24 protein-coding genes are annotated in these 25424 nt (G+C 68.7%); 19 read left to right on the top strand and 5 right to left on the bottom strand.

From position 1 onward, the window contains the following. Position 1 precedes the first annotated feature (1 nt). Both QP029_RS12885 and nadC read left to right on the top strand, forming a co-directional pair. Positions 2 to 511: a hypothetical protein gene (locus tag QP029_RS12885; protein ID WP_284874656.1), complete on the top strand. Its 510-nt coding sequence runs from the start codon at positions 2 to 4 to the stop codon at positions 509 to 511. A 4-nt stretch (positions 512 to 515) separates the two neighbouring features. Continuing rightward, positions 516 to 1403 carry a carboxylating nicotinate-nucleotide diphosphorylase gene (nadC, locus tag QP029_RS12880; RefSeq protein WP_284874655.1) on the top strand — a complete coding sequence of 296 codons (888 nt, stop codon included), beginning with the start codon at positions 516 to 518 and terminating at the stop codon, positions 1401 to 1403. Positions 1404 to 1418: 15 nt separating this feature from the next. Here the strand turns inward: nadC and QP029_RS12875 are convergent, their stop codons facing one another. Continuing rightward, complete coding sequence (locus tag QP029_RS12875) at positions 1419 to 2525, bottom strand: YbjN domain-containing protein (RefSeq protein WP_284874654.1); 1107 nt, start codon at positions 2523 to 2525, stop codon at positions 1419 to 1421. A gap of 127 nt (positions 2526 to 2652) precedes the next feature. Between QP029_RS12875 and hisD the strand changes: the two genes are divergently transcribed. From hisD to QP029_RS12800, 15 genes are all read left to right on the top strand, one after another. Continuing rightward, positions 2653 to 3990, top strand: coding sequence for a histidinol dehydrogenase (hisD, locus tag QP029_RS12870; RefSeq protein WP_284874653.1), 1338 nt, complete (start codon positions 2653 to 2655; stop codon positions 3988 to 3990). After that, positions 3991 to 5088 carry a histidinol-phosphate transaminase gene (locus QP029_RS12865; RefSeq protein ID WP_284874652.1) on the top strand — a complete coding sequence of 366 codons (1098 nt, stop codon included), beginning with the start codon at positions 3991 to 3993 and terminating at the stop codon, positions 5086 to 5088. Continuing rightward, positions 5089 to 5691, top strand: a complete 603-nt coding sequence (hisB, locus tag QP029_RS12860; protein WP_284874651.1) for an imidazoleglycerol-phosphate dehydratase HisB — start codon at positions 5089 to 5091, stop codon at positions 5689 to 5691. 3 nt (positions 5692 to 5694) lie between these two features. Beyond that, the gene (locus tag QP029_RS12855; RefSeq protein WP_284874650.1) at positions 5695 to 5916 is read left to right on the top strand and encodes a hypothetical protein; all 222 of its coding nucleotides are present in this window, start codon (positions 5695 to 5697) and stop codon (positions 5914 to 5916) included. A 48-nt stretch (positions 5917 to 5964) separates the two neighbouring features. Next, a complete protein-coding gene (locus tag QP029_RS12850) occupies positions 5965 to 7365 on the top strand; it encodes an MFS transporter (RefSeq protein ID WP_284876257.1) in 1401 nt (466 codons plus the stop codon). A 29-nt stretch (positions 7366 to 7394) separates the two neighbouring features. Beyond that, a complete protein-coding gene (gene hisH / locus QP029_RS12845) occupies positions 7395 to 8033 on the top strand; it encodes an imidazole glycerol phosphate synthase subunit HisH (protein ID WP_284874649.1) in 639 nt (212 codons plus the stop codon). Beyond that, positions 8030 to 8779: a bifunctional 1-(5-phosphoribosyl)-5-((5-phosphoribosylamino)methylideneamino)imidazole-4-carboxamide isomerase/phosphoribosylanthranilate isomerase PriA gene (gene priA, locus QP029_RS12840; RefSeq protein ID WP_284874648.1), complete on the top strand. Its 750-nt coding sequence runs from the start codon at positions 8030 to 8032 to the stop codon at positions 8777 to 8779. Before hisH ends, priA begins: the two co-directional genes overlap by 4 nt. A 61-nt stretch (positions 8780 to 8840) precedes the next feature. Then, on the top strand, positions 8841 to 9572 hold the full coding sequence (locus QP029_RS12835; RefSeq protein WP_284876256.1) for an inositol monophosphatase family protein: 732 nt from the start codon (positions 8841 to 8843) through the stop codon (positions 9570 to 9572). A gap of 18 nt (positions 9573 to 9590) precedes the next feature. Continuing rightward, positions 9591 to 10367 (top strand): imidazole glycerol phosphate synthase subunit HisF, encoded by a 777-nt coding sequence (gene hisF / locus QP029_RS12830; RefSeq protein ID WP_284874647.1) that lies wholly within the window; start codon positions 9591 to 9593, stop codon positions 10365 to 10367. Continuing rightward, positions 10364 to 10726, top strand: coding sequence for a phosphoribosyl-AMP cyclohydrolase (gene hisI / locus QP029_RS12825; protein ID WP_284874646.1), 363 nt, complete (start codon positions 10364 to 10366; stop codon positions 10724 to 10726). The genes hisF and hisI overlap by 4 nt, the downstream gene beginning before the upstream one ends. Further along, complete coding sequence (locus QP029_RS12820; RefSeq protein WP_284874645.1) at positions 10723 to 11349, top strand: TIGR02234 family membrane protein; 627 nt, start codon at positions 10723 to 10725, stop codon at positions 11347 to 11349. Before hisI ends, QP029_RS12820 begins: the two co-directional genes overlap by 4 nt. 68 nt (positions 11350 to 11417) lie before the next feature. Next, positions 11418 to 12242, top strand: a complete 825-nt coding sequence (locus QP029_RS12815; RefSeq protein ID WP_284874644.1) for an indole-3-glycerol phosphate synthase TrpC — start codon at positions 11418 to 11420, stop codon at positions 12240 to 12242. A gap of 30 nt (positions 12243 to 12272) precedes the next feature. Next, positions 12273 to 13256, top strand: coding sequence for a prolipoprotein diacylglyceryl transferase (gene lgt / locus QP029_RS12810; RefSeq protein WP_284874643.1), 984 nt, complete (start codon positions 12273 to 12275; stop codon positions 13254 to 13256). Between the two features lie 74 nt (positions 13257 to 13330). Continuing rightward, a complete protein-coding gene (gene pyk / locus QP029_RS12805) occupies positions 13331 to 14749 on the top strand; it encodes a pyruvate kinase (RefSeq protein ID WP_284874642.1) in 1419 nt (472 codons plus the stop codon). A 204-nt stretch (positions 14750 to 14953) separates the two neighbouring features. Further along, positions 14954 to 16468, top strand: coding sequence for an IS1634 family transposase (locus tag QP029_RS12800; RefSeq protein ID WP_432418685.1), 1515 nt, complete (start codon positions 14954 to 14956; stop codon positions 16466 to 16468). A 186-nt stretch (positions 16469 to 16654) separates the two neighbouring features. Here QP029_RS12800 and QP029_RS12795 read toward each other — a convergent pair whose 3' ends face one another. From QP029_RS12795 to QP029_RS12785, 3 genes are all read right to left on the bottom strand, one after another. Continuing rightward, positions 16655 to 19036, bottom strand: coding sequence for a glycogen/starch/alpha-glucan phosphorylase (locus QP029_RS12795; RefSeq protein ID WP_284874641.1), 2382 nt, complete (start codon positions 19034 to 19036; stop codon positions 16655 to 16657). A gap of 139 nt (positions 19037 to 19175) precedes the next feature. Further along, the gene (locus QP029_RS12790; protein ID WP_284874640.1) at positions 19176 to 20429 is read right to left on the bottom strand and encodes an amidohydrolase; all 1254 of its coding nucleotides are present in this window, start codon (positions 20427 to 20429) and stop codon (positions 19176 to 19178) included. 61 nt (positions 20430 to 20490) lie between these two features. Next, the gene (locus tag QP029_RS12785) at positions 20491 to 21819 is read right to left on the bottom strand and encodes a DUF4921 family protein (RefSeq protein ID WP_284874639.1); all 1329 of its coding nucleotides are present in this window, start codon (positions 21817 to 21819) and stop codon (positions 20491 to 20493) included. A gap of 43 nt (positions 21820 to 21862) precedes the next feature. Here QP029_RS12785 and QP029_RS12780 point away from each other — a divergent pair, with 43 nt between their 5' ends. Continuing rightward, positions 21863 to 22261, top strand: a complete 399-nt coding sequence (locus QP029_RS12780) for a hypothetical protein (protein ID WP_284874638.1) — start codon at positions 21863 to 21865, stop codon at positions 22259 to 22261. On the opposite strand, the gene QP029_RS12775 is transcribed toward QP029_RS12780, so the two are convergent. After that, positions 22231 to 23331, bottom strand: coding sequence for a glycerate kinase family protein (locus tag QP029_RS12775; RefSeq protein WP_284874637.1), 1101 nt, complete (start codon positions 23329 to 23331; stop codon positions 22231 to 22233). The two genes, QP029_RS12780 and QP029_RS12775, sit on opposite strands and share 31 nt — an antisense overlap. Before the next feature lie 145 nt (positions 23332 to 23476). On the opposite strand from QP029_RS12775, the gene gdhA reads away from it, so the two are divergent. After that, positions 23477 to 24820 (top strand): NADP-specific glutamate dehydrogenase, encoded by a 1344-nt coding sequence (gdhA, locus tag QP029_RS12770; RefSeq protein WP_284874636.1) that lies wholly within the window; start codon positions 23477 to 23479, stop codon positions 24818 to 24820. Positions 24821 to 25424: the final 604 nt, after the last annotated feature.

The raw sequence follows: 25424 nt of genomic DNA, 5'->3' as shown, positions 1-25424 counted from the left end.
GATGACCAGACGATCACTGGGAAGCGGCGCCGGAGTTCTCGCGGCGTCGCTTCTGGCGTTCATCGGCGTCGGCGCCCTGTGGGGTCTGCTCCGGCCCACCTACGAAGGCCGCCTCGTCGGCGGCGGGCAGGTGGCGATCGAGCCCGCGTTCAACGTCGAGTTCACCTCCTACATCACCTTCGCGGCGGCTACGGGCCTGCTCGCGGCGGTGGTCGCCCTGTGCGTGTACACCGCCTCCCCGGCCTCCCGTGGCCCGGGAATGTTGTGGTGGCTGATTGTCGTGGCGGCGGTCTCCACCTTCGCCTTCTGGCAGGTCGGCCTGGTCACCAGCTCCCTGCTGCACCCCCTGCCGGAGCCCGACAGCCTCGACGAGGGGGCGTTCGTGGAGTTCGCCCCCGGCTTCCGGCCCGGGGTCGCCCTCGTCGCGGCCCCGCTCATGGCGGCGCTGAGTTACTGGTGCGCGGCGCTGGTGACCCCGGAAGAGCGGGAACTTTCGGCGCCGATACAGTAGGTGCATGAGCGCACCTGAGCCGAATCGTCCCCACTTCCCGGCGGCCGAGGTCGACCCGGAGGACGTGGACCGCCTCATCGCCACCGCACTGGATGAGGACCTCACCTACGGGCCGGACATCACCAGCCGCGCCACCGTCGCCGCCGACCAGCGGTCCACGGCCCGCATCGTCTCCCGCCAGCCCGGCGTCATCGCCGGGCTGTTCGTCGTGGACCGGGTCCTGCGCCAGGTGGCCACCACCGATTTCAAGGTGACGGAGGTCAGCCCGGACGGCACCCGCGTGGCGCCGGGCACCGTGGTCGCCCACGTCGAGGCGGGCACCCGGGACCTGCTCACCGGCGAACGCACCCTGCTCAACCTGCTCACCCACCTCTCCGGCATCGCCTCCGCGACCGGCCGCTGGGTGGACGCGGTCGAGGGCACCGGGGCGAAGATCCGGGACTCCCGCAAGACCCTGCCCGGCCTGCGGTCCCTGCAGAAGTACGCCGTGACCGTCGGCGGGGGAGTCAACCACCGCCTCGGCCTCGGCGACCGGGCCCTGATCAAGGACAATCACGTCGTCGCCGCCGGCGGGGTGCTGGCTGCCTACCGGGCGGTCCGGGAGGCCTACCCGGACGCGTGGTGTGAGATCGAGGTGGACTCCCTCGCCCAGCTCGACGAGCTGCTGCCGGAACACCCCCACGAGATCCTGCTGGACAACTTCGAGCCGTGGGCGGTGCAGACGGCGGTGCAGCGTCGCGACGCCGTCTCCCCGGGCACCCTGCTGGAGGCCTCCGGTGGGCTCACCCTCGAGGTCGCCGCCGACTATGCCCGCACCGGGGTCGACTACCTCGCCGTCGGTTCGCTCACGCACTCGGCCCCGGCGCTGGATCTGGGCCTCGACTTCGACTGATCTCCTACCCGGAGATCAGGGCCAGCCGACCGCCGACTGTCCGGTCGCGTCCGAGCTGATCGAGTCGATGGCGTGGAGCACCTGGTTGATCGCCACGGCCGTGTTGTGCTCCAGCTGCGCGTCGTTGAGGCCCTCGCGGACGGGGGCGGTGAACTCGACGCGGACCTGCAGGCCGTCGTCGTCGGAGTGGCAGAACGCCTTGGTGGTCACGGACGCCTCGTTCCAGTCGTTGCACAGCAGGAACATCCGCAGGAAGTCCGCGTCGGGGTCGAGGTTGGGGTCCCAGTGCCCCTTGACCAGGTAACTGGGCCCGTTGTCCAGGAAGAAGCCGAAGAGGATGTCGTTGATCCAGGCGATGATGACGTCATCGCCGCCCTGGGTCTTCTCTATGCCCAGGCCCTCGAGTGTCGCGCGGACCCGGTCGATGGTCACCGGCTCCGGGGTGCCGGTGCGGGCGGCCTCGTCCCAGTCGCCGCCGGTGGAATCGTCGTGGGTGCTCATGTGGCTGGCGTACTCCTCGTCGGGTTCGGCGTCCCCGCCCAGGTCGGCGAGGACGTCCTCGTCGTCCTGGCTGCGGCGCTGGTCGAGCTCGCGGAGGCGCACCGCGTCGTCGTCAAGCTCGTTGACGCCGATGTGGCGGTCGCGGGGCAGGGGACCGGACAGGGCGTTGGTGTCCTGGTCCTTGCGGAAGGAGTCGTCGTCCGCCAGGTCGGCGGTGGTCAGCCACGGCAGTTCGGCGATGATGTGGTCGACGGCCAGGCGGGAGGTCTCCATGGACATGCGCACCACGTCGGCCAGTTGCTGCTCCGTCAGGCCCGGTCCGGTGAGGGTGGCGGAGCGGGCGTGGATGCTCACCTGGGATTCATCGCCGACGCGCATGGACACCGTCGGGCCGAGGCGTTCGCGGTTCCAGTTGTTGATCACCCGCGCGAGCTCCGTGATGTCCTCCATGCCGGCGTCGAGGCGCAGGTTGGTGTCGAAGACCAGCGCACCCGGTTGCCGCTCGTCGAGGTAGGCGATGACCTGGTGGTCGCGCCACGGGAACACGAGCCGGTCCGCGCCGACGTAGGCGTGGAAGTCGAACGACTCGGCCGCGACGTAGACCTGGGTCAGGGTGACCATGGTGTCGGCACCTCCTCCAGATCGTGTGTCGGGCAACGAGACAACAGTCTAGTGCGCCGACGTGGACCCCGGGGGACATACAATGAGCGCACAGTAGCCAGCAGACCCTCAAAGGAGAAGCGTCCCGATGCTCAACGTCATCGACCTGCGCGGTCGTACCCCGTCCACCAGTGAACTGCGCCGTGCGCTGCCGCGCGGCGGGACGGACGTCAACGCCGTGCTGCCGACTGTTGCCCCCATCGTCGACGCCGTCCGCGACCGCGGTGCCGCCGCCGCCCTCGAGTACGGGCAGCAGTTCGATGCGGTGACCCCCGCGTCGGTGCGGGTGCCGGCGGAGGTGATCCAGGGGGCCGTCGACACGCTCGACCCGGAGGTGCGGACCGCGCTGGAGGAGGCCATCGCCCGGGTGCGGTCGGTGCACGCCGAGCAGAAACCGGCGTCGCACACCACGACGCTTGCCGACGGCGCGACCGTCACCGAGGTGTTCCTCCCCATCGACCGCGTCGGGCTCTACGTCCCCGGCGGCAAGGCCGTGTACCCCTCGTCGGTGATCATGAACGTCGTCCCCGCCCAGGAGGCCGGCTGCACCTCCCTGGTGGTCGCCTCCCCGCCGCAGGCCGACCACGACGGCTGGCCGCACCCGACGATCCTCGCCGCCTGCGCCCTGCTCGGCGTGGACGAGGTGTGGGCCGTCGGCGGCGCGCAGGCCGTCGCGCTGCTCGCCTACGGCGATGACGAGGCCGGGCTGGACCCCGTGGACATCGTCACCGGCCCCGGCAACATCTTCGTCACCGCCGCCAAGCGCCTGGTCCAGGGTGTGGTGGGCATCGACGCGGAGGCCGGGCCCTCCGAGATCGCCATCCTCGCCGACGCCACCGCCGACCCCGTCTACCTCGCCTACGACCTCATCTCCCAGGCCGAGCACGATGACCTGGCCGCCTCGGTGCTCATCACCGACTCGCCGGAGCTGGCGGAGACCGTCGACCGGGAGATCGACGCCCGCTACACCGTCACCCGCAACGCCGACCGCGTCGCCGGTGCCCTGTCCGGCCGCCAGTCCGGCATCGTCCTCGTCGACGATCTCGAGCAGGGCATCGCCACCGCCGACGCCTACGCCGCGGAGCACCTGGAGATCCACACCGACAACGCCCGGGAGGTCGCCGAACGCATCCGGCACGCCGGCGCCATCTTCGTCGGCGCGTACTCGCCGGTCCCGCTCGGTGACTACGCCGCCGGCTCCAACCATGTCCTGCCGACCTCCGGCACCGCGCGATTCTCCGCCGGCCTGTCCACCCACACCTTCCTGCGTCCGGTCAACCTCATCGAATACGACCGCGTCGCCCTCAAGGAGATCGGCCGCCACGTCATCGCGCTCGCTGACGCCGAGGACCTGCCCGCCCACGGCGAATCCATCCGGGCCCGCTTCGAGTCCATGCCCACCGACGATGCTTCCCGGGAGGCCTAGATGACCGACCTCACGCTCAACCAGCTTCCCCTGCGCGAGGAACTGCGCGGCCAGTCGCCCTACGGTGCCCCCCAGCTCACCGTCCCGGTGCAGCTCAACACCAACGAGAACCCGTACCCGCCGTCACAGGCGCTCATCGACGATCTCGTGGAGACCGTCACCAAGGTCGCGACCGAACTCAACCGCTACCCGGACCGCGACGCCGTCGAGCTGCGCACCCGGCTGGCCGACTACGTCAGCGAGCAGACCGGGGTGGCCGTCACCGTGGACAATCTGTGGGCCGCCAACGGCTCCAACGAGGTGCTCCAGCAGCTGCTGCAGGCCTTCGGTGGCCCGGGTCGTAGCGCGCTCGGGTTCCAGCCGTCCTACTCCATGCACCCGATCCTCTCCGCGGGCACGCAGACCCGATTCCTCGACTGCCCGCGCGGGGCAGATTTCCGCATCGACATCGCCGCCGCCCTGGCCGCGATCGAGGAGCACCGGCCGGACATCATCTTCATCACCACCCCGAACAACCCGACCGGTGACATCACCTCGCTCGAGGACATCCGCACGCTTGTCGACGCCGCCCCCGGCATCGTCATCGTCGACGAGGCCTACGGCGAGTTCTCCCCGTCGCCCTCGGCGGTGACCCTGCTCGCCGAATATCCGGCGAAGCTCGTCGTGTCCCGCACGATGTCGAAGGCCTTCGACTTCGCCGGCGGCCGGCTCGGCTACTTCGTCGCCCACCCGGCGTTCATCGAGGCCGTCATGCTCGTGCGCCTGCCGTACCACCTGTCGGTGCTCTCCCAGGCGGCGGCGACCGTGGCGCTGCGGCACCGCGGTGACACGCTCGCGACCGTCGAGAAGCTCGCGCAGGAGCGGGTGCGGGTCGTCGCCGGCCTCGAGGAACTGGGCTACCAGGTCGTACCCAGCGAGTCGAACTTCGTGTTCTTCGGCCCCTTCGACGACCAGCACGCCGCCTGGCAGCGCTTCCTCGACGCCGGGGTCCTCATCCGCGACGTCGGCGTGACCGGCCACCTGCGCACCACCATCGGGCTGCCGGGCGAGAACGACGCCTTCCTCGCCGCCGCAGCCGACATCAGCAAGGAGATCTAAGTGACTGACCGCATCGGACGCGCCACCCGCACCACCTCCGAATCCGACATCACCGTCGAGATCAACCTCGACGGCACCGGCCGCGTCGACGTCGACACCGGCCTGCCCTTCTTCGACCACATGCTCACCGCCTTCGGCGTCCACGGGTCCTTCGACCTCACGGTCCACGCGAAGGGCGACATCGAGATCGACGCGCATCACACCGTCGAGGACACCGCCATCGTCCTCGGGCAGGCGCTTCTCGACGCCGTCGGTGACAAGGCCGGCATCCGCCGTTTCGGCTCCCGCCAGCTGCCCATGGACGAGACCCTGGTGGAAGCGGTCGTGGACATCTCCGGTCGGCCCTACTTCGTCATGAAGGGCGAACCGGATCACATGATCACCTCCGTCATCGGCGGGCACTACGCCACGGTGATCAACGAGCACTTCTTCGAGACCCTGGCACTGAACTCCCGGATCACCCTCCACGTCATCTGCCACCACGGCCGCGACCCGCACCACATCACCGAGGCCGAGTACAAGGCCGTCGCCCGCGCCCTGCGCGAAGCCGTCGAACCCGACCCGCGCGTCAGCGGCGTGCCGTCGACCAAGGGGGCCCTGTAACCCGTGCCCGCCTCCGAGAACCTCATTGCTACAGTGGCCCAGGCGAACCAGTCGGGTGGCAGCACCTGGCTGGTCTACCTGCTGTTCATCGTCGCCGGCCTCCTGGTCGGCGGCACCTGGTCCGCGTACCAGAACGGCAGCAGGCCTCTGACAATTTTCCTGGCACTGTGCGCCGCCGTGGCGTTCGCCGGTGCCGTCTTCTGGCTGATGGGAGCGATGAACTAAGTGGCACAGCACGGCCTTTCCCGCGCGGAGATCGAACAGCTCGACAGCATGTGGAAGGCTCCCGGGTTCATCCCCACACTCGTCGCCGTCGCCGCCGCGTTCGGATCCTGGTCGCTGCTGCTGCCCGTCATCCCGCTCGCCGCCCTCGACGCCGGACACGACACCGCCATGGCCGGTGCCTCCACCGGCGTGTTCATGGCCGCCACCGTGGCCACCCAGATCTTCACCCCGGCCGCCCTACGCCGGCTGGGCTACAACCCGGTCATGGTGTTCTCCGCCTTCATGCTCGGCGTCCCCGCACTGGGCCACCTCCTCGGCCTGGAGGCGTGGAACCTGCTGCTGTTCTCCGCCCTGCGCGGCGTCGGCTTCGGCGCGCTCACCGTCGCCGAATCGGCCCTGATCGCCGAGCTCGTGCCCGTCCGCTTCCTGGGCAAGGCCACCGGCATGCTCGGTGTGTTCATCGGCGTGTCCCAGATGATCGGGCTTCCCCTCGGCCTGGCCGTCGCCGACGCCGCCGGTTTCGGACCCGTCTACGTCATCGCCGCCGGCACCGCCCTCATCGCCGCGGTGATGTGCCTGCGGATCCCGCGGATCAAGGCCGCCCCGAAGGTCGAGCCCTCCGCCTACGAGTACCCCGAGGAACGCGCCACCGCACAGGTGGCCACGTGGAAACTCGTCCTCGTCCCCGCCCTCGCCGTGACCAGCCTGTCCATGAGCTTCGGCGCCGTCTCCTCCTTCCTGCCGGCCGCCGTCCTCGACCTCGACCCCGCCACCGGCGCGGTCATCGGCGGCCTCATGCTGTCCATCACCGGCGGCTCATCGATGGTGTGGCGCTACGTCGCCGGCATGATCGCCGACCGCCGCGGTGCCCCCGGCACGACCATGATCCCCGGGCAGGTCGTCGGCTTCCTCGGCGTCGCCCTCATGGCGCTGGTCATCGCCAACGAATGGTCCGTGTGGTGGCTCGTCGTCGCCGGCATCCTCTTCGGCGGCGGCTTCGGCATGGTGCAGAACGAGGCCCTGCTGGTCATGTTCTTCCGCCTGCCACGCTCGAAGGTCTCCGAGGCCTCCGCCGTGTGGAACATCTTCTACGACGCCGGCACCGGACTGGGTTCCTTCGTCCTCGGTGCCGTCGCCGCGCAGGCCGCCTACTCCGGGGCGTTCGGGGTGGGTGCGATCCTCGTCGTCGGCGGCATCCTGGGCACCCTCGCCGACCGCTGGGTCGGGGCCCACCGCATCGCCGAACGCGACAACACCCGGGCCCGCCTGCGTCAGGTGCCCGTCGCCCGCCGCGCCGTCGCCGGTGCCCGCCGGGTCCGCCGCGTGGCCGCCCGCCCGGTCGAGCTGGAACGCCTGATCACCCGCCGCGCCCCGCGCCAGGGCTGGAAGCCGCCGGTGGAGGAACCGTCGGTTTCCCCGGAGGAGGGGCCGGACACCCCGACACGGTGATGTCGGGGGTGTGTCCTAGACTCTGAGCCATGGCAAAAACCGTCGCTCTCCTCGACTACGGGTCGGGAAATCTCCGCTCCGCGCAGCGCGCCGTCGAACGCGTCGGCGCCGACGTCACCGTCACCTCCGACCCGAAGGTGGCGGTGGACGCCGACGGGCTGCTGGTCCCCGGTGTCGGCGCCTTCGCCGCCTGCATGGCCGGGCTGGAGAAGGTCCAGGGTGGGCGCATCATCGGCCAGCGCCTCGCCGGCGGCCGACCCGTGCTGGGCATCTGCGTGGGCATGCAGATCCTCTTCGAGCACGGCCAGGAGCACGGCGTGCACACCCGTGGCTGCGGCGAATGGCCCGGCACCGTCGAGCGGCTGCAGGCGGAGATCCTCCCGCACATGGGCTGGAACACCGTGCAGCGTCACCCGGATTCGGTGATGTTCGCCGGCCTGCCGGACGACGAGCGCTACTACTTCGTCCACTCCTACGGGGTGCGCGACTGGACCCTGGAGACCGATGGCCTGACCACCCCGCCGACCGTGACATGGGCGGAGCACGGCGGGGACCGCTTCGTCGCCGCCGTGGAGAACGGCCCGCTGTGGGCCACGCAGTTCCACCCGGAGAAGTCCGGCGATGCCGGCGCGGTGCTGCTGGAGAACTGGATAGGATCACTGCCATGAGCGATTTCACCCTTCTTCCCGCCGTCGACGTGGTCGACGGCCAGGCCGTCCGACTCGATCAGGGGGAGGCCGGCACCGAGAAGTCCTACGGCTCACCGCTGGAAGCCGCCCTGCAGTGGCAGGAGCAGGGTGCGCAGTGGCTGCACTTCGTCGACCTGGACGCGGCCTTCAACCGGGGCTCCAACCATGAGCTCATGGCGGAGATCACCGCGCAGCTGGACATCAGGGTGGAGCTGACCGGTGGAATCCGGGATGACGCTTCCCTGGAGCGGGCACTGGCCACCGGGGCCACCCGCGTCAACATCGGCACCGCCGCGCTGGAGAAGCCGGAGTGGATCGCCGACGTCCTGGCCTCCCACGGGGACCGGGTCGCCGTCGACATCGCCGTGCGCGAGATCGACGGGGAGTGGCGCACGCGCGGCAACGGCTGGGTCTCCGACGGCGGTGACCTCTGGGAGGTGCTCGAACGGCTCGACGCCGCCGGCTGCACCCGTTTCGTGGTCACCGACGTGTCCAAGGACGGCACCCTGGCAGGGCCGAACGTGGAGCTGCTGCGGGAGGTCGCCGCGGCCACCGACGCGAGGATCGTCGCCTCCGGCGGTATCTCCACCCTCGATGACGTGGTGGAGCTGTCCCGCTACGTGGACGAGGGGATCGATTCGGCGATCATCGGCAAGGCCCTCTACGAGGGACGTTTCAGCCTGCGTGAGGCCCTCGCCGCGGTCGGCGACCCGGCGAAGCGGTAGCGCCGTGGACGCCCGGGAGCTGCTGGCCGTCGCCGAGGCCGTCACCGATGACGCCGAGGCGATGTTCCTCGCCGGCGTCGGTGCGGACCCGGCCGAGCTCAAGCAGCCCGGGGACTTCGCCACCGAGGTCGACCTGACTATCGAGGCGCACCTGCGGCAGATGCTCACCCAGTTCACCGGCATCCCGGTGCTCGGGGAGGAGGCCGGCGGCAGCTACAACCATGAGGCGGTGTGGATCGTCGACCCGATCGACGGCACCGCCAATTACGCGGCCGGTAACCCGATGTGCTCCATCCTCATCTCCCTGGTGGTCGATGACCGGCCCGTCGCCGCCGTCACCAGCATGCCCCTGCTGCACCGCCGGGTCACCGCCTTCGAGGGCTCCCCGGTGATGGTCAACGGCCGGGCCATGAAGCCGCTGAGCGAGGTGGACCAGCTCGTCGCCCAGGTCGGGTTCTCCTCGGTGGCGTCCCAGCAGCGTTCCCAGTTCCCGTCGCTGCTGCGGCAGGGCCTGCTCTCCGAACTTGCGGAGACCTACCTGCGGCCACGCATCACCGGGTCCGTGGGCGTGGACCTGGCGTTCGCGGCGCAGGGGATCTTCGGCGGGGCGGTGAGTTTCTCGCCGCACGTGTGGGACAACGCCGCCGGCGTCATGCTCGTGCGCGCCGCCGGTGGAGTGGTCACCGACATCGAGGGCAATGACTGGACGCCGTCGTCGGTGGGTGTGGTGGCGGGTACCGCGCGGGCGCACGCCGCCATCATGAGTACGATGGATGCGATTCTGAACTCTTAAACCTGAAAGGGGCGGTTCATGGCCGTCGCCATCCGTGTCATCCCCTGCCTGGACGTCGACAACGGGCGGGTGGTCAAGGGCGTCAACTTCGAGAACCTCCGTGACGCCGGGGACCCCGTCGAGCTGGCCGCCCGCTACAACGTCGAGGGTGCCGACGAGCTCACCTTCCTCGACGTCTCCGCCTCGAAGGACGGCCGCGGCACCATGCTGGAGGTGGTCCGCCGCACCGCTGAACAGGTGTTCATCCCGCTCACCGTCGGTGGCGGCGTCCGCAGCGCCGAGGACGTGGACCAGCTGCTGCGCGCGGGTGCGGACAAGGTCTCCGTCAACACCTCCGCCATCGCCCGCCCGGAACTCCTGCGTGAACTGGCGGACCGCTTCGGCTCCCAGTGCATCGTCCTGTCCGTCGACGCCCGCCGCGTCCCGGCCGGCGGCACCCCGCAGCCCTCGGGTTTCGAGGTGACCACCCACGGTGGTTCCACCTCGGCCGGCATCGACGCGATCGAGTGGGCGAAGAAGGGCGAGGAGCTGGGTGTGGGGGAGATCCTGCTCAACTCCATGGACGGTGACGGCACGAAGGACGGCTTCGACCTGGAGCTGCTGCGCCTGGTCCGGGAGGCCGTGTCCGTGCCCGTCATCGCCTCCGGTGGCGCCGGTTCGGCCGAGCACTTCCCGCCGGCCGTGGCGGCCGGGGCAGACGCCGTGCTCGCCGCCACCATCTTCCACTTCGGCGAGGTCACCATCGGCGAGGTCAAGGACGCCCTGGCCGATGCTGGCTGCGAGGTGCGCCGATGAGCTCATCCGACAACCCCGCCGACTACGAGCTCGATCCGGCCATCGCCGCCCGCCTCACGGTCAACGATGCCGGTCTCGTGCCCGCGGTCGTGCAGGCCGAGGGCACCGGTGAGGTGCTCATGATGGCGTGGATGGACTCCCATGCGCTCGCGTACACGCTGGCGACCCGGCGGGGAACCTACTACTCCCGTTCGCGTGGTGAGTACTGGATCAAGGGCCTGACCTCCGGCCACACCCAGGAGGTCACCGGCGTGCGCCTCGACTGCGACGGCGACACCCTCCTGGTCACCGTCCGCCAGGTCGGCGGCGCCTGCCACACCGGGGACCGCACCTGCTTCGACGCGGACGTGCTGCTGTGAGGTCGCGCATCGCCACCCTGCTCATCGGCCTCGGCGCGCTGGTCCTGTGGATCGGTTCCCGCTTCACCTGGCTGACGGTGGACACCTTCGACGACAAGTCGGGGGCCGCCACCCTCGGCATCCCGGGTGCGACGTGGTCGACGGAGGCCACCGCCGTGGTCCTGCTGCTGCTTGCGGCGTGCGTCGCCGGTTTCGCTTTACGACGCACCGGACGCCGCATCGTCGGCGCCGTGGCAGCCCTGGCCGCGGTGGGTGCGTCCTGGCAGCCGCTGGTGCTGCTCGCCGGCCAGCCCGATCCTGAACGGGCCCGCACCCTCCTCACCTCCGGGGCCGCCAGCCAGCGGGCCGACGCCGAGGTGCTCATCTCCGAGTGGGCCGAGGTGACCAACCTCAGCGTCGGTGTCACCGGCCCGGTCCTCGCCCTGCTCGGGTGCGCCATCGCCCTGTTCGGCGGCGTCCTGCTCGCCGTGCGGCCGGGCGTGGACTCCGCGCAGCGCAACAAGTACGAGCGCAAGCAGGACCGGGAGGCGAGGATCGCCGAGGACCTGGAGGAGACCCCCGACTCGGGCCGGGTCATGTGGGACGCGCTGGACGCGGACATCGATCCGACGGACCACCGCTGATTTCGTTGTGAAGCCGGTCACGGGTTAGCCTTGATCTGTTCCCAGCGCAGACGGAGTGGAGGTGCCGCATGAGTGGGCCGACACCCGTGGACCGGATCGTCGCCGAGGTCCTCGCGGACGTCGCCGCCCGCGAATCGGTGATCCCCTTCAAGGAGATCAAGGCCCGCTCCCGCGAGATCTCCGACAACACCCGCGACGGGGTCGCCGCCCTCCTGCGCTCCGGCTGCAGTGTCATCGCCGAGATCAAACGGGCGATGCCCGGCCGCGACCCCTTCCTCCCGGACGACGAGCTCGACGCGGTCGTCCGCCTGGCCACCGAGTTCGAGGACGGCGGCGCCCACCTCATCGCCTGCCAGACCGAGCGGCTGCGCTTCCACGGTTCGCTCACCGACATGCAGGCCGCCCGCGAGGCGGTGTCCGTGCCGATGTTCTGCCGTGACCTCATCATCGACCCGTACCAGATCCACGAGGCCCGTTGTTACGGCGCCGACCTCATCCCCCTGCAGGTCGAACTGCTCGACCAGGCCCGGCTGGAGTCGCTGCTCGACCGCATCGAGTCGCTCGGCATGACCGCCGTCGCCGAGGTCCGGACCCCGGCGGAGGCGGACCGGGCGATGGCCGCGGGGGCACGGGTCGTGGCGGTGAACGCGCGGCCGTTGACGGGCGGGGGCGTCGATAAGCAGCTGTTCTCCGAGATCGTGCCGGGACTTCCCGAGTCCACCGTCCGGATCGCCATGTCCGGGGTGCACACCCCGCGCGACCTGCTCAGCTACGCCGGAGCGGGGGCGGACGCCGTCGTCGTCGGCGAGGAGCTGATGAGCGCCGAGGACCCTGCCCGGCTGACGCGCACGCTCGTCGCCGCCGGCCAGCATCCTGCCTGCCCGTCCCGGTAGGGGACATGGCACACTGTGGGGGTGCAGACGATGATCCTCGCCAATATCCCGTCCCCGCCGCAGGGCGTGTGGCAGCTCGGGCCCGTGCCCGTCCGCGCCTACGCGCTGTGCATCATGGCCGGCATCCTCGCCGGACTGTGGCTGACCCACCGCCGCTACGTCGCCCGCGGCGGTCACCCGGACATGGTGTGGGACGCCGCTCTCGTGGCCATCCCCGCCGGCATCATCGGCGCCCGGATCTACCACGTCATCACCGACGCCGACAAGTACTTCTGCGAGGGCTGCAACCCGGCGGACGCGTTCAACTTCTTCGCCGGTGGCCTGGGCATCTGGGGTGGTGTCATCCTCGGCTCCCTCGCCGTGTGGGCCCTGTTCCGCTGGCGCAAGGTCCCGCTCGGCCCCTTCGCCGACGCCGTGGCACCGGGCATCATCCTCGGCCAGGCCATCGGCCGGCTGGGCAACTGGTTCAACCAGGAGATCTACGGGCGTCCCACCGACGTGCCCTGGGCGCTCGACATCTACTACCGCGTCGACGACAACGGCGAGTTCGCCCCGCTCAGCGGGCGCTCCACCGGGGAGATCATCGCCTCCGTCCACCCGACGTTCCTCTACGAGCTGCTGTGGAATCTGCTCATCTGCGCCCTGCTCATCTGGGCGGACCGTCGCTTCCGGCTCGGCCACGGGCGCGTGTTCGCCCTCTACGTCGCCGGCTACACCCTCGGCCGCTTCTGGATCGAGCTCATGCGTGACGACGCCGCGACGATGATCCTCGGCCAGCGCGTCAACACCTGGGTCTCCCTCGTCCTCTTCGCCGGCGCCGTCATCGTCTTCTTCCTCCTGCGCAAGGGGCGCGAGACACCGGAGGAGGTCGACCCGCACCGCGCCGAACGCGAATCCGACAATGATGTGACATCAGACATTCATGGTCCGGACCATGGGACAGCCCACGGTGCCCCCAGAAACACCGCAGGTCAGAAAGGCGGCTCCGGCTCCAGCCGCGCCCCGCACGCCTAGCAGCCGGCCCCGGGCACGGGTACGTTGGTTCCTGCAAGGTCAGTCCTTCCGCGAATCGGAGTAGGTTGTAACTCGTGTCTAGAAGAACCAAGATTGTCTGTACCCTCGGCCCCGCCGTCGGAAACAAGGACGCCATCGAGCGTCTCGTCCGGGACGGCATGGATGTCGCCCGCCTCAACTTCTCCCACGGCGACCACGCCGATCACGAGCAGAACTACCGCTGGGTCCGGGAGGCGACCGACGCCACCGGACGCGCCGTCGGCATCCTCGCCGACCTGCAGGGCCCCAAGATCCGCCTCGGCCGTTTCATCGACGGCGCCACCGTGTGGGAGACCGGTGAGATCGTCCGCATCACCGTCGACGACGTCGAGGGCACCCACGACCGCGTGTCCACCACCTACAAGAACCTCGCACAGGACGCCAAGCCCGGCGACCGCCTGCTCGTCGACGACGGCAAGGTCGGCCTCGTGTGCGTCGAGGTCGACGGCAACGACGTCGTCTGCGAGGTCACCGAGGGTGGCCCCGTCTCCAACAACAAGGGCGTCTCCCTGCCCGGCATGGACATCTCCGTCCCCGCCCTGTCCGAGAAGGACATCGCCGACCTGAAGTTCGCCCTCAACCTCGGCGTCGACTTCATCGCCCTGTCCTTCGTCCGTTCCCCGGCGGACGTGGACCTGGTCCACGACGTCATGGACGAGGTCGGCCGCCGCGTGCCCGTCATCGCCAAGCTGGAGAAGCCCGAGGCCGTCGACGCCCTCGAGTCCATCGTCCTCGCCTTCGACGCCATCATGGTCGCCCGCGGTGACCTCGGCGTCGAGGTCCCCCTCGAGCAGGTCCCGCTGGTGCAGAAGCGTGCCATCCAGATTGCCCGCGAGAACGCCAAGCCGGTCATCGTGGCCACCCAGATGCTCGACTCCATGATCGAGAACTCCCGCCCGACCCGCGCCGAGGCCTCCGACGTGGCCAACGCCGTCCTCGACGGAGCCGACGCCGTCATGCTCTCCGGTGAGACCTCCATCGGCGTGGACCCGCACAACGTCGTGCGCACCATGGCACGCATCGTCTCCCAGGCCGAGACCGACGGGTACGTCCCGCCGCTGAGCCACGTTCCGCGTACCAAGCGCGGCGTCATCTCCTACTCGGCCCGGGACATCGCCGAGCGACTCAACGCCCGCGCCCTCGTGTGCTTCACCACCTCCGGTGACACCGCCCGCCGCGTCGCCCGCCTGCACTCGCACCTGCCGCTGCTCGTGTTCACCCCGCACGCGGCCGTCCGTTCCCAGCTGGCACTGACCTGGGGTGCGGAGACCTTCCTCTGCCCGCCGGCCCACTCCACCGACGACATGATGGAGGAGCTGGACTCCGCCCTGCTGGCCATGGACGACTACGACCGCGACGACATGATGGTCGTCGTCGCCGGCACCCCGCCCGGGGTCTCCGGCAACACCAACATGATCCACGTCCATCTGCTGGGCGAGGACACCACGGCCTAGTCTGACCGACAGTGCGCACCGCCCGCCGCCCCCTCGGGGTCGGCGGGCGTCGTCGTGTCCGCGGAAATCCGCTACAACCCGACTTTTATCAAAATGGTGTGACGCGGAACATATTGACGCGTAGGCCAGTAGATTCGCGTGCTCCGGGAAGAAATTGCCGCACTAAGGGGGTGGGGTTCGGGGTGGGCGGTTAGATTGATTTTCATGAGCCCGTACATCCGCACTGTGCGCACCGCCTCCGGGGCGACTGCCGTGCAGGTCGTCTACTCGGAAAAGCGTGGCTCTAAGAGCATGAAGCACCTCGGCTCGGCGCACACCGACGAAGATCTTGCCCTGTTGAAGACCCAGGCCCGACGCCTGGTCGACGGCGACCAGATGAGCCTGGCTCTTGGTGTGGACACCACACCTTCCGGCAGCGGGTCGGTGGATGCGCCGGTCCCGATCACCTCGGAACGCGCTGGTCACCTCCTCGACGTCATCCACCATGCCTACACCGAACTGGGTTTGGATACAGCCACCGGCGGTGACCAGGTGTTCCGGGATCTGCTCATCGCCCGGATCGTGCAGCCAGGCTCAGTATTCGACAGCATCGAAACCCTCGCGGCACTCGGCGTGGCCTCCGCCAGCTATCCCACCATCAACCGGCGGCTACCGGCCTACGCGACCGGTGGCTTCAGGGATGCTCTCACCCGGGCCTGCGCCACGCATGCCGGTATCGGCCCCGGAGTCCTGGTTCTTTTTGATGTCACCACCTTGTATTTCGAAACCGACGAAGGTGATGACTTCCGCAAACCAGGCTTTTCCAAGGAACGCCGACTCGAACCGCAGATCACCGTCGGCCTGCTCTCCGATGCCCACGGCTTCCCGCTGGCCGTGGGTGCGTTTGAAGGGAACATGGCCGAAACCCGCACGATGCTGCCCATGATCAGAAACTTCCAGGATGCCTACGGCGTGGAGGATGTCACCGTCGTCGCGGACGCTGGGATGTTCTCTGCCGGTAACAAGGCCGCGATCATCGAGGCCGGCCTGCACTACATCCTCGGTGTGAAATTCAAAGACATCCCCTACCCGGTGGCGCAGTGGCGTAAACACCATCCCGGCCAGGACTACGAGGACAAACAGATCTGGACCTACGCCGACCGGACAGGGCGTGGCCCCGACGGCGTGCCGCACTCGGTTACCTACTACCAGTACTCCTGGGACAGGGCACGCCGCACGCTCAAGGGTATTGATGAGCAGGTCGCCAAAGCGGAGAAGGCCGTGGCCGGCAAGCTGCCAGTCAAGCGCAACCGGTTCGTGGATCTCAAGGCACCGAACAAACAGGTCAACTGGACGTTGGTGGACAAGAACAAAGCCCTGGCAGGGATCAAGGGGTACGAGACCTCCCGGGTGGACCTGCCCGCGGAACAGGTCATCCACGCCTACCGGCAGCTGCTCAAGATCGAGAAGGCTTTCCGGATGTCGAAGTCCGATCTCAAGGCCCGGCCGATCTACCACCACAAACGAGAATCCATCGAGGCACACCTGAGCGTGGTGATGGCCGCGATGGCTGTGGGCCATCTGCTGGAGGAACGCTCGGGGTTGTCGTTGAAGCGGCTGGTGCGGACGTTGAGGAAGTACCGGACCTTCCAGGTGCAGGTCGCGGGGCAGACGATCCACGCGGCGTCACCGGTGCCCACAGACATTGCCGAACTGATCGCCGGGATCCAGGGCGACTGACTTCCGCACTAATTTGATAAAAGTCGGGTAGTCTGACCGACAGTGCGCACCGCCCGCCGCCCCCTCGGGGTCGGCGGGCGTCGTCGTGTCCGCGGAAATCCGCTACAACGTCTGACACCGGCCCCGAATCCGTGGTGGATTCGGGGCCGGTGTCAGACGCTACTGCTGGTGGTGTCTCGTCGATCCCTAGTTGATCGGGGTGCGCTCCACCTTCCACACCTCGGTGGCGTAGTCGTTGATCGTGCGGTCGGAGGAGAACCGGCCCGACTCGCAGATGTTGACCCAGCACATCCGGGCCCAGTGGCGACGGTCTGCGACATAGTCGGCGGCCATCCGGTCCCGGGTCTCGCGGAAGTCGGCGAAGTCACCGAGGACGTAGTAGACGTCCGGGGTCTCGTAGCCGCCGCCGTCGAGCAGCGAGGACCGCAAATCGTGGAACAGGCCGGTGCCGTTGTCGTCCAGGGTGCCGTCGACGAGGGCGTCGATGGCGCGCTTGAGTCCCGGCACCGTCTCGTAGACCTGCCACGGGTTGTAGGAGGCTCGCAGGTCGGGCAGCTCCTCCTCGCGGGCACCGAAGATGTAGGCGTTGTCGTCGCCGACGGAGTCGTGGATCTCCACGTTCGCGCCGTCCATGGTGCCCAGGGTCAGGGCGCCGTTCATCATGAACTTCATGTTGCCGGTGCCGGAGGCCTCCTTGCCGGCGGTGGAGATCTGCTCGGAGATGTCGGTGGCCGGGATGATGTGCTCGGCGGGGGAGACGTTGTAGTTCTCCACGAACACGACGCGGAGGGTGTCGTTGACGTCCTCGTCGTTGTTGACCACGGCGGCGATCTCGTTGATGAGCTTGATGATCGCCTTCGCACGGACGTAGCCCGGGGCGGCCTTGGCACCGAAGATGAAGGTGCGCTTGGGCACATCCGTGAGACCGTCGTGCTTCATGCGCAGGTACAGGTCGAGGATGTACAGGGCGTTGAGCAGCTGACGCTTGTACTCGTGGAGGCGCTTGATCTGGGTGTCGAAGATGGACTCCGGGTCCACGGAGATACCCTGGCGGGCCTCGATCCACTCGGCGAAGTCGGCCTTGTTGGCGGCCTTGATGTCCATGAGCTCGTCCATGACGGCGTCATCGTCGAGGTGGGGCAGCAGGTCCTTGAGCTTGTCCATGTCGGTGACCCACTCGTCGGAGCCGACGAGGCGGTCGAGCAGGTCGGACAGGCGCGGGTTGCACATCCGCAGCCAGCGGCGCGGGGTCACACCGTTGGTCTTGTTGTTGAACTTCTCCGGCCACACCTCGTGCCACTCGCCGAGGGTGTCGCGCTTGATGATCTCGGTGTGCAGCGCCGCGACACCGTTGATCGAGTATGCGGCGTAGCAGGCGATCCACGCCATGTGGACGTGACCGTCCTGTACCGGGGCCATGTAGTTGATGCGCCCCTCGTCGAGGCCCGTGCCCCGCATCTCCTCGCGGAAGCGGCGGTCGATCTCCACGATGATCTCGAAGACGCGGTGGAACAGCTGCTGGAAGATGGAGACGTTCCACTGCTCCAGGGCCTCGGCCAGGACGGTGTGGTTGGTGTAGGCGAAGGTCCGGGTGACGATGTCCCAGGCCTCCTCCCAGCCCATGCCGTGCTCGTCGAGCAGCAGGCGCATGAGCTCCGGGATGGCCAGCACCGGGTGGGTGTCGTTGAGCTGGATGCAGTTGTACTCAGCGAAGGAGTCCAGGGAGCCGTGGTGCTCGAGATGGGACTCGATCATGGCCTGCAGGGAGGCGGAGACGAAGAAGTACTGCTGACGCACGCGCAGCACCTTGCCGGCGTAGGTGGTGTCGTTCGGGTAGAGCACGCGGCACAGGTCCATGACGGCCTCGCGCTCGACGATGGCGTCGGTGAAGCGCTGGGAGTTGAATGCGTCGTAGTCGAACTCCTCCAGCGGCTCCGCCTTCCACAGGCGCAGGGTGCCCACGTTGTCGGTGCCGTAGCCGGTGATCGGCATGTCGTAGGGCACCGCGGAGACGGTCATGTCGTCGAAGTGGACGGTGCGTGCCTGGTTCTCGCGGCGGATGTAGAAGGGGTAGCCGTCCTCCTTCCAGGCGTCCGGGTGCTCGGTCTGGAAACCGTTCTCGAAGGTCTGCTTGAACAGGCCGTAGCGGTAGAGGATGCCGTAGCCGGTGACCGGCAGGTCCTGGGTGGCGCAGGAGTCGAGGAAGCAGGCGGCGAGACGGCCGAGGCCACCGTTGCCCAGGGCGGCGTCATTCTCTGCCTCGAGGGTGTCCACCATGTTGTGGCCGAGTGCCTCGACGGCGGCCGCGGCCTCGTCGACGAGCCCGAGGTTGGTGAGGTTGTTCAGCAGGGCTCGGCCCATGAGGAACTCGGCGGAGAAGTAGTGCTGCTGGCGGGTGCCGGCGTAGGCCTCGGTGGTGGCCTGCCAGTTGTCGGCGATCCTCTCCATGATGCTGTGGGACAGTCCGAACCAGAATTTGCGGTCGGTGGCCGACTGCGGGGTGGATCCGGCGGCAGCACGGACGTGCCCTCCGACGGTCTGGCTCAGGGCGGGTGCCTGGTCACTCATGGGGGTAGCTCCTGATTGATAGAGGGGCACAGAAATGGGCGACGTCGTGGACTACCGCGACGCGCCGTCCCTGCCAGCATATCCGGGCCTGTGCCAATCGGCGCGACTGGCGCACACCTGCGCGTTGTCAAGTGTCGGGTCAGGTGCCCAGGTACGTCAGGACCGCCGCGGCGGCGGCCTTCGTCGCGGCGTCGACGGTGGGCTCGTAGTCGGGGAGGAAGGTGTTCATGTGGTTGACGGGCACATCCTCCTTGACCCGTTTCTCGGCCACCGCCTTGTCCCACACCTCGTGCGGGGTGCAGCCGACGACCCAGAAGAGGTAGGGCACGCCGAAGGCGCGGGGGATGTTGGCGAAGTCCTCGGACACGGTCGTGCGCTGGGCGTCGACGGACTCGTCGCCGAAGACGGCGTCGAAGGTCTCGCGCACCTCGCCGAACACGGTGGGATCATTGTCGATGAGCTCGCCGTGGGCGAAGAACTCGAAGGAGGGTTCGCCGTCGGCGCCGCTGGCCTGGCACTCGGCGACGACGACGCGCTTGATGGCGGCGTAGACGCGCCGCTTGACGGATTCGTCGTAGAAGCGGCAGTTGAGCACCAGTTCGGCGGAGGCGGGGATGATGTTGTTCGTCGAGCCGGAGCGCAGGGTGCCCACGGAGATGACGGCGAAGTCGTTGGGGTTGACCTCCCGGCCGACGATGCCCTGCAGGCGGATGACCACCATGGCGGCGGTGTAGGTCGGGTCGATCGCGTTGTGCGGCATGGAGCCGTGGGCGCTGCGGCCGGGGATGGTGATGCGGATGGAGTCGCAGGCGGCGAACTGGGGGCCGGCGGTGGTCTGGACCTCACCGGCGCGTCCGGGCATGACGTGCTGGCCCAGGCACACGTCGGGGCGGGGAATGCGGGTGAGCAGCCCGTCGGCGACCATCGCGTTCGCGCCCATGGCGTTTTCCTCCGAGGGCTGGAACAGGGCGAGGAAGGTGCCGTGCCAGGCGTCGCGGTGGGCGTCGAGAAGCGCGCAGGCGCCCAACAGTGCGGTGGTGTGCATGTCGTGCCCGCAGGCGTGCATGACGCTGGTCTGGACGCCGTCGGCGCCGGGGCGCAGGCGGGTGGAGGCGAAGGGGACGCCCGTCTCCTCCTTGATGGGCAGGGCGTCGAAGTCGGCGCGGAACAGGGCGGTGGGGCCGTCGCCGTTGCGGAAGACGGCGACGATGCCGAAGCCGCCGATGGGGGAGATCACCTCACAGTCGAAACGCTCGAGCATCGACAGGATCGTCGCGGACGTCTCCTGCTCGTGGCCGGACAGTTCCGGATGCTCGTGCAGATCCTCGTAGCAGGCGCGCTGCCAGGACAGATCGGCGTGGTGGTGGGCGAGCAGTCGAGCGATGTCGCTCATCGTGTGGGGTCACTCCTTGTGTGATTCGGGTGACCCCACCTTATAACGCCCGCCCGGGCCGTCAGGTGAGGAACGGATTGTACTTCAGGGAGTTGCGCTCCGCGCGGCACTCCATGGCGATGCGGATGTCCTCGGCGATGAGGCCCTCGTCGCGCAGGTCGTACATGGCGGAGACCATCCGGTCGCGGACGTTGACGGGGGAGAGGGTGTTGACGTAGATCTTCGACCCGCCCTCGAAACCCGCCAGGGTGGACACCCGCCACTTGATGTTCACCCGCCACGGCATCGGCAGGTCCAGGTCGACGGGCTTGTGGTGCCACTCCTCGTTGGCGGCCACGTCCGGGCCGGTGGCGGCGTGGCAGGCGTGGATGAGGTCACTCATCGCGCGGACCTCCTCGGGTGTCTGCCGCCAGGGTTCGGGGGTCGGGGACTTGGAGTAGATGGTGAGGGTGGGGTAGCGGTGCCCGTAGCCGGCGCACACGACCGCATGGTCGTTCTCCGCGATGATGAGGTTGTGGTAGCCGGCGTAGTCCACGCCCCACTCGTTGTACATGTTGATGTTGGTGCGCAGCCGGGAGATCTCCAGCTCGGCCTGGACGGAGCGTTCGTCGATGGCCACCAGCTGCTTGTGCAGGTGGTCGAAGGAGGCGCCGGCGGGTTTGAGCCAGTTCTGGAACGCCACCACGTACGGCGCGTAGCGGTTGCGGCGGTAGAGGTCCTCGATGGCGTCGATGGTCAGCAGCGTCATCCCGTGGTGCTCGTCGGGGGTGAGGGTGCCGGAGGAGGCGAGCTGGTTGTCGTAGCGGGCGCCGTCGACGAAGTGTCGGCGGCCGATGATGACGTCATGCCCGCCGGCGAAGTAGGCCCCGGCCATGTCCAGCAGTTCCTCCTCGGGCAGGTCCGCGTCGCGGCCGCCGGCGCGCAGGCGGGTGCGCACGATGTCGAGCACGTGCGCGCGGCCCGCCGGGTCGGCGAGGTAGGTGGCCATCCGCTCGGCGGTCTCCACGTCCATCTCGAAGCCGTAGTTCTGCCGCCAGTAGTCGTAGGAGATGATCTCGAAGAGGTTGGGCACCCGGCGGAACTCGGCGACCGTCTCGTCGAGCTGTTCGGGCAGCAGGCCACGCAGGATCTCCCACTCCCCGTCGTCACCGCGGACGATGCGCGCCTTCTCCGGCGGGGTGGCCAGGGGAGTGGCCGCGCAGAAGGCGCAGCGGTTGTCCAGGTCGTGCTCGCCCAGCGGGGTCGGGTCGGCCACGGGGGTGGACAGCGGCCGGTTACCGCGGCCGGGCACCGTCCACACCTCGGTGCCGGAGAAGGGGTTGACCTGCTTGATCGTCCCGTCGGACATGGTGGTGATGGGGTCGCGGTGGGCGTGCACGGGAAGGCTCATGGCTTCCAGATTAGACGCCTGCCCCATTGGCTAGGCTTGGCTCATGCCCGCGATCCTCTTCGATGTCCTCATCCCGCCCACGCCCGCCCGCCAACTGGAATCCGCCTTCGACGACGCGCTGACCCGCCTCGTGGCGGCCGGCAAACTCACCGGCGGCACCGTCACCGTCGACGAGAACCCGCCCCTGCAGGACGGGGTGGAGGAGGCACTGCGTCAGTCCTACCGCGACGAGCACGAGGACCTCGACCTCGAGGGCGCCTCCGTCATCCGCTACGCCCTGCGCGTCGAGGGCGCGACCGGCTCCATTAACCAGCTGACCATGGTCCTGTCCCGGTTCATGACCCCGCAGGCGACCCTCCCGGCCGACGCCGTCCTCCTCGAGGACGAGGTCTCCCACGAGGTCCCCGCGACCTACCCCTGGGCCGTGGAGATCCGCAGGTAGTCCGCGGCGATGCGCGCTCCCGCATCGAACAGCTGCTTATCGACGCCCCCGTCCCCCAGCTCCGCCGCAATCACCCCGTCACCGGGGTCGGCGTCCATCCGCCCGGCGGCGACGGCCAGCGTCGCCGGAGTGCCGGCCACCAGCTCGGCGACCGTGCCCACGACCTTGCCGGTCCGGGACTGATCGTCGAACGCCCCCTCCCCGGTGATGACCAGGTCCGCCTGCGGAATCGCCTCCGGCAGGCCGAGCGCGTCGGCGACGACCGGCGCGCCGGGCAGCACGTGGACGAAGGAGTCACTGCCGTGGAGCATCGTCGACAGCCAGTGAATGCTCACCGGGACCGCGCCGGCCGCCCCGTAGCCGGGGGTGGCGGGGTCGACGTCGAGGATGTCGCAGGTGTGGGCCAGGGCGGCGTCGAGAAGCGCGACCTCCTCGGGGGAGGCACCCTTCTGGGGGCCGAACACGTGGGCCGCACCCTGCGGGCCGGTGACCGGGGCGGTGACGTCCGTGAGCAGCACCCACTCCACCGCCGCCGCCGGAATGTTGAGCTGCGCCGTGTCGAACCCCGCCAGCTCACCCAACTGCCCGCCGCCCTTGCGCAGTCCCAGACCCTGCTCATTGTGGGGATTCGCCCCCAGGGCCACGAGAATGCCCGTGCCCGCGTCCACCGTCGCGGACCCACCCAGACACAGCACGATCCGCTCCGCCCCGCGGGTCTGGGCGTCCGCGATGAGCACCCCCGTGCCGTAGGTGTCCCCGCTGGTGGGCACCGGATCATCGGCCACCGCGGGCAGACCGGAGGCGGCCGCGATGTCGATGTAGGCCGTCTTCCCGGCGGCGTCGAACACATAGGAGGCCTCGGTCAGGCGACCGGCGGCGTCCGTCGTGGGAAGCGTCACCGTCTCGCCGCCGAACGTCGCCGCCGTGCCCTCCCCGCCGTCGGCCATGGGGGCGAGGGTGATGTCCGCGTCCCGGATGACGGAACGGACACCCTCCCCGAGCAGGCGGGCAGCCTCCGGGGCGGTGGCGGTGCCTTTGAAAGAATCGGGCGCGATGATGACGGAAACCATGAGCCACAGCATAGAACGGCGGGCGCAGGGGGTGGCGTGGGTGACATATCCAACAACCCGTTAACTTGCACCCGCGCCCTCCGGCGTGAAAACTGCTACTGGATAGAAATGTACGGACCCGGCGCTCCGGGACGAAAGGACTTACATGACTGTTGATGAGCAGGTCTCGACCTACTACAACATGCTCCTCAAGCGGAACGCCGGCGAGCCCGAGTTCCACCAGGCGGTCTCCGAGGTGCTGGACTCCCTCAAGATCGTCCTGGAGAAGGATCCGCACTACGCGGACTACGGACTCATCCAGCGTCTCTGCGAGCCCGAGCGCCAGCTCATCTTCCGCGTCCCGTGGGTCGACGACAACGGCGTCGTCCAGGTCAACCGTGGCTTCCGCGTCCAGTTCAACTCCGCCCTCGGCCCGTACAAGGGCGGCCTGCGTTTCCACCCGTCGGTCAACCTCGGCATCGTCAAGTTCCTCGGCTTCGAGCAGATCTTCAAGAACTCCCTGACCGGCCTGCCCATCGGCGGCGGCAAGGGCGGCTCCGACTTCGACCCCAAGGGCAAGTCCGACGCCGAGGTCATGCGCTTCTGCCAGTCCTTCATGACCGAACTCCACCGCCACATCGGCGAGTACCGTGACGTCCCCGCCGGTGACATCGGCGTCGGCGGCCGCGAGATCGGCTACCTCTTCGGCCAGTACCGTCGCCTGGCCAACCAGCACGAATCCGGCGTCCTCACCGGCAAGGGCCTGACCTGGGGCGGCTCCCTCGTCCGCACCGAGGCCACCGGCTACGGCTGCGTCTACCTCACCCAGGAAATGATGAAGGCCAACGGCGACGAACTCTCCGGCGCCGACGTCATCGTCTCCGGCTCCGGCAACGTCGCCATCTACGCCATCGAGAAGGCCCAGGAACTCGGCGCCAACGTCGTCGGCTTCTCCGACTCCTCCGGCTGGGTGGAAACCCCCAACGGCGTCGACATCGAACTGCTCCGCGACATCAAGGAGAAGCGCCGCGAACGCGTCTCCTGCTACGCCGAGGAGGCCGAGGGCGCCACCTTCCACGAGGACGGCTCCATCTGGGACCTCAAGGCCGACGTCGCCCTCCCGTGCGCCACCCAGAACGAGCTCACCGGCGACCACGCCACCACCCTCGCCGCCAACGGCATCCGCTACGTCGCCGAAGGCGCCAACATGCCCTCCACCCCGGAGGCCATCGAGGTCTTCCGCGACAAGGGCATCCGCTTCGCCCCCGGCAAGGCAGCCAACGCCGGCGGTGTGGCCACCTCCGCCCTCGAGATGCAGCAGAACGCCTCCCGCGACTCCTGGACCTTCGAGTACACCGACGAGCGACTGCACAAGATCATGTCCAAGATCTTCAAGAACATGTCCTCCACCGCCGCCGAGTACGGCCACGAGAACAACTACGTCGTCGGCGCCAACATCGCCGGCTTCAAGAAGGTCGCCGACGCCATGCTCGCGCAGGGCGTCATCTAGGTCGGTTCAGACAGTCGGTTCACTTACCGGGCAGCCCCCGGCCGCGCAGTCGTGCGGTCGGGGGCTGATCCGATTCTGGGGGTGGGTTCGGGGGGTCGGGGTATTCCGGTACGGGCATTCGAGCAGGGGCATTCATCGGGTGGCCGTGTCGAGAGTCCCGATGAATGCCCGTACTCGAATGCCCCTACTCATCTGCCCCTGCCCAGCGCCAGCCGTGGACACCAATTCGAGAAGACCAATTCCAGATCACCAATCAATCGAGTGGCTCGGATCGCGCACTCGATTCATTGGGGTTCTCGAATTGGGGTTTCACGGGGCTATTACTGGGCGGGCTCAACTTCCCCTGTATGGTCCTCGACCACCGGGGCCGGGGAGGTGGCGGAGGTGGAGTCCAGGCGTCCGAACACTGCTGGGTCCAACCGCTCGTGCCGTCCGTGAAGAAGGTGGTGCCCCGCTGGTGAATGTCTCCGCCGCACGATGCGATGGTCTTGTTGAGGGGGCGGGGAGTGTCGTGGCCGGGTGCTCCGGTCATGCCGATGACCGTGCCAGGCTGTTGGGTCGGTGCCGGGGCCGGGGCCGGAGGTGTTACCGGTGCGGGGGTCAC

The organism is Corynebacterium suedekumii, from assembly GCF_030252185.1.
In the GTDB taxonomy this organism is placed as follows: domain Bacteria; phylum Actinomycetota; class Actinomycetes; order Mycobacteriales; family Mycobacteriaceae; genus Corynebacterium; species Corynebacterium suedekumii.
This window is presented reverse-complemented; position numbering and strand designations above follow the sequence as displayed.

Excerpts from the sequence above, each read along its gene's own strand:
- QP029_RS12885 (WP_284874656.1), top strand. The coding sequence starts at position 2 with ATGACCAGACGATCACTGGGAAGCGGCGCCGGAGTTCTCGCGGCGTCG.
- nadC (WP_284874655.1), top strand. The coding sequence starts at position 516 with ATGAGCGCACCTGAGCCGAATCGTCCCCACTTCCCGGCGGCCGAGGTC.
- QP029_RS12875 (WP_284874654.1), bottom strand. The coding sequence starts at position 2,525 with ATGGTCACCCTGACCCAGGTCTACGTCGCGGCCGAGTCGTTCGACTTC.
- hisD (WP_284874653.1), top strand. The coding sequence starts at position 2,653 with ATGCTCAACGTCATCGACCTGCGCGGTCGTACCCCGTCCACCAGTGAA.
- QP029_RS12865 (WP_284874652.1), top strand. The coding sequence starts at position 3,991 with ATGACCGACCTCACGCTCAACCAGCTTCCCCTGCGCGAGGAACTGCGC.
- QP029_RS12850 (WP_284876257.1), top strand. The coding sequence starts at position 5,965 with ATGTGGAAGGCTCCCGGGTTCATCCCCACACTCGTCGCCGTCGCCGCC.
- hisH (WP_284874649.1), top strand. The coding sequence starts at position 7,395 with ATGGCAAAAACCGTCGCTCTCCTCGACTACGGGTCGGGAAATCTCCGC.
- priA (WP_284874648.1), top strand. The coding sequence starts at position 8,030 with ATGAGCGATTTCACCCTTCTTCCCGCCGTCGACGTGGTCGACGGCCAG.
- QP029_RS12835 (WP_284876256.1), top strand. The coding sequence starts at position 8,841 with ATGTTCCTCGCCGGCGTCGGTGCGGACCCGGCCGAGCTCAAGCAGCCC.
- hisF (WP_284874647.1), top strand. The coding sequence starts at position 9,591 with ATGGCCGTCGCCATCCGTGTCATCCCCTGCCTGGACGTCGACAACGGG.
- hisI (WP_284874646.1), top strand. The coding sequence starts at position 10,364 with ATGAGCTCATCCGACAACCCCGCCGACTACGAGCTCGATCCGGCCATC.
- QP029_RS12815 (WP_284874644.1), top strand. The coding sequence starts at position 11,418 with ATGAGTGGGCCGACACCCGTGGACCGGATCGTCGCCGAGGTCCTCGCG.
- lgt (WP_284874643.1), top strand. The coding sequence starts at position 12,273 with ATGATCCTCGCCAATATCCCGTCCCCGCCGCAGGGCGTGTGGCAGCTC.
- QP029_RS12800 (WP_432418685.1), top strand. The coding sequence starts at position 14,954 with ATGAGCCCGTACATCCGCACTGTGCGCACCGCCTCCGGGGCGACTGCC.
- QP029_RS12795 (WP_284874641.1), bottom strand. The coding sequence starts at position 19,036 with ATGAGTGACCAGGCACCCGCCCTGAGCCAGACCGTCGGAGGGCACGTC.
- QP029_RS12790 (WP_284874640.1), bottom strand. The coding sequence starts at position 20,429 with ATGAGCGACATCGCTCGACTGCTCGCCCACCACCACGCCGATCTGTCC.
- QP029_RS12785 (WP_284874639.1), bottom strand. The coding sequence starts at position 21,819 with ATGAGCCTTCCCGTGCACGCCCACCGCGACCCCATCACCACCATGTCC.
- QP029_RS12780 (WP_284874638.1), top strand. The coding sequence starts at position 21,863 with ATGCCCGCGATCCTCTTCGATGTCCTCATCCCGCCCACGCCCGCCCGC.
- QP029_RS12775 (WP_284874637.1), bottom strand. The coding sequence starts at position 23,331 with ATGGTTTCCGTCATCATCGCGCCCGATTCTTTCAAAGGCACCGCCACC.
- gdhA (WP_284874636.1), top strand. The coding sequence starts at position 23,477 with ATGACTGTTGATGAGCAGGTCTCGACCTACTACAACATGCTCCTCAAG.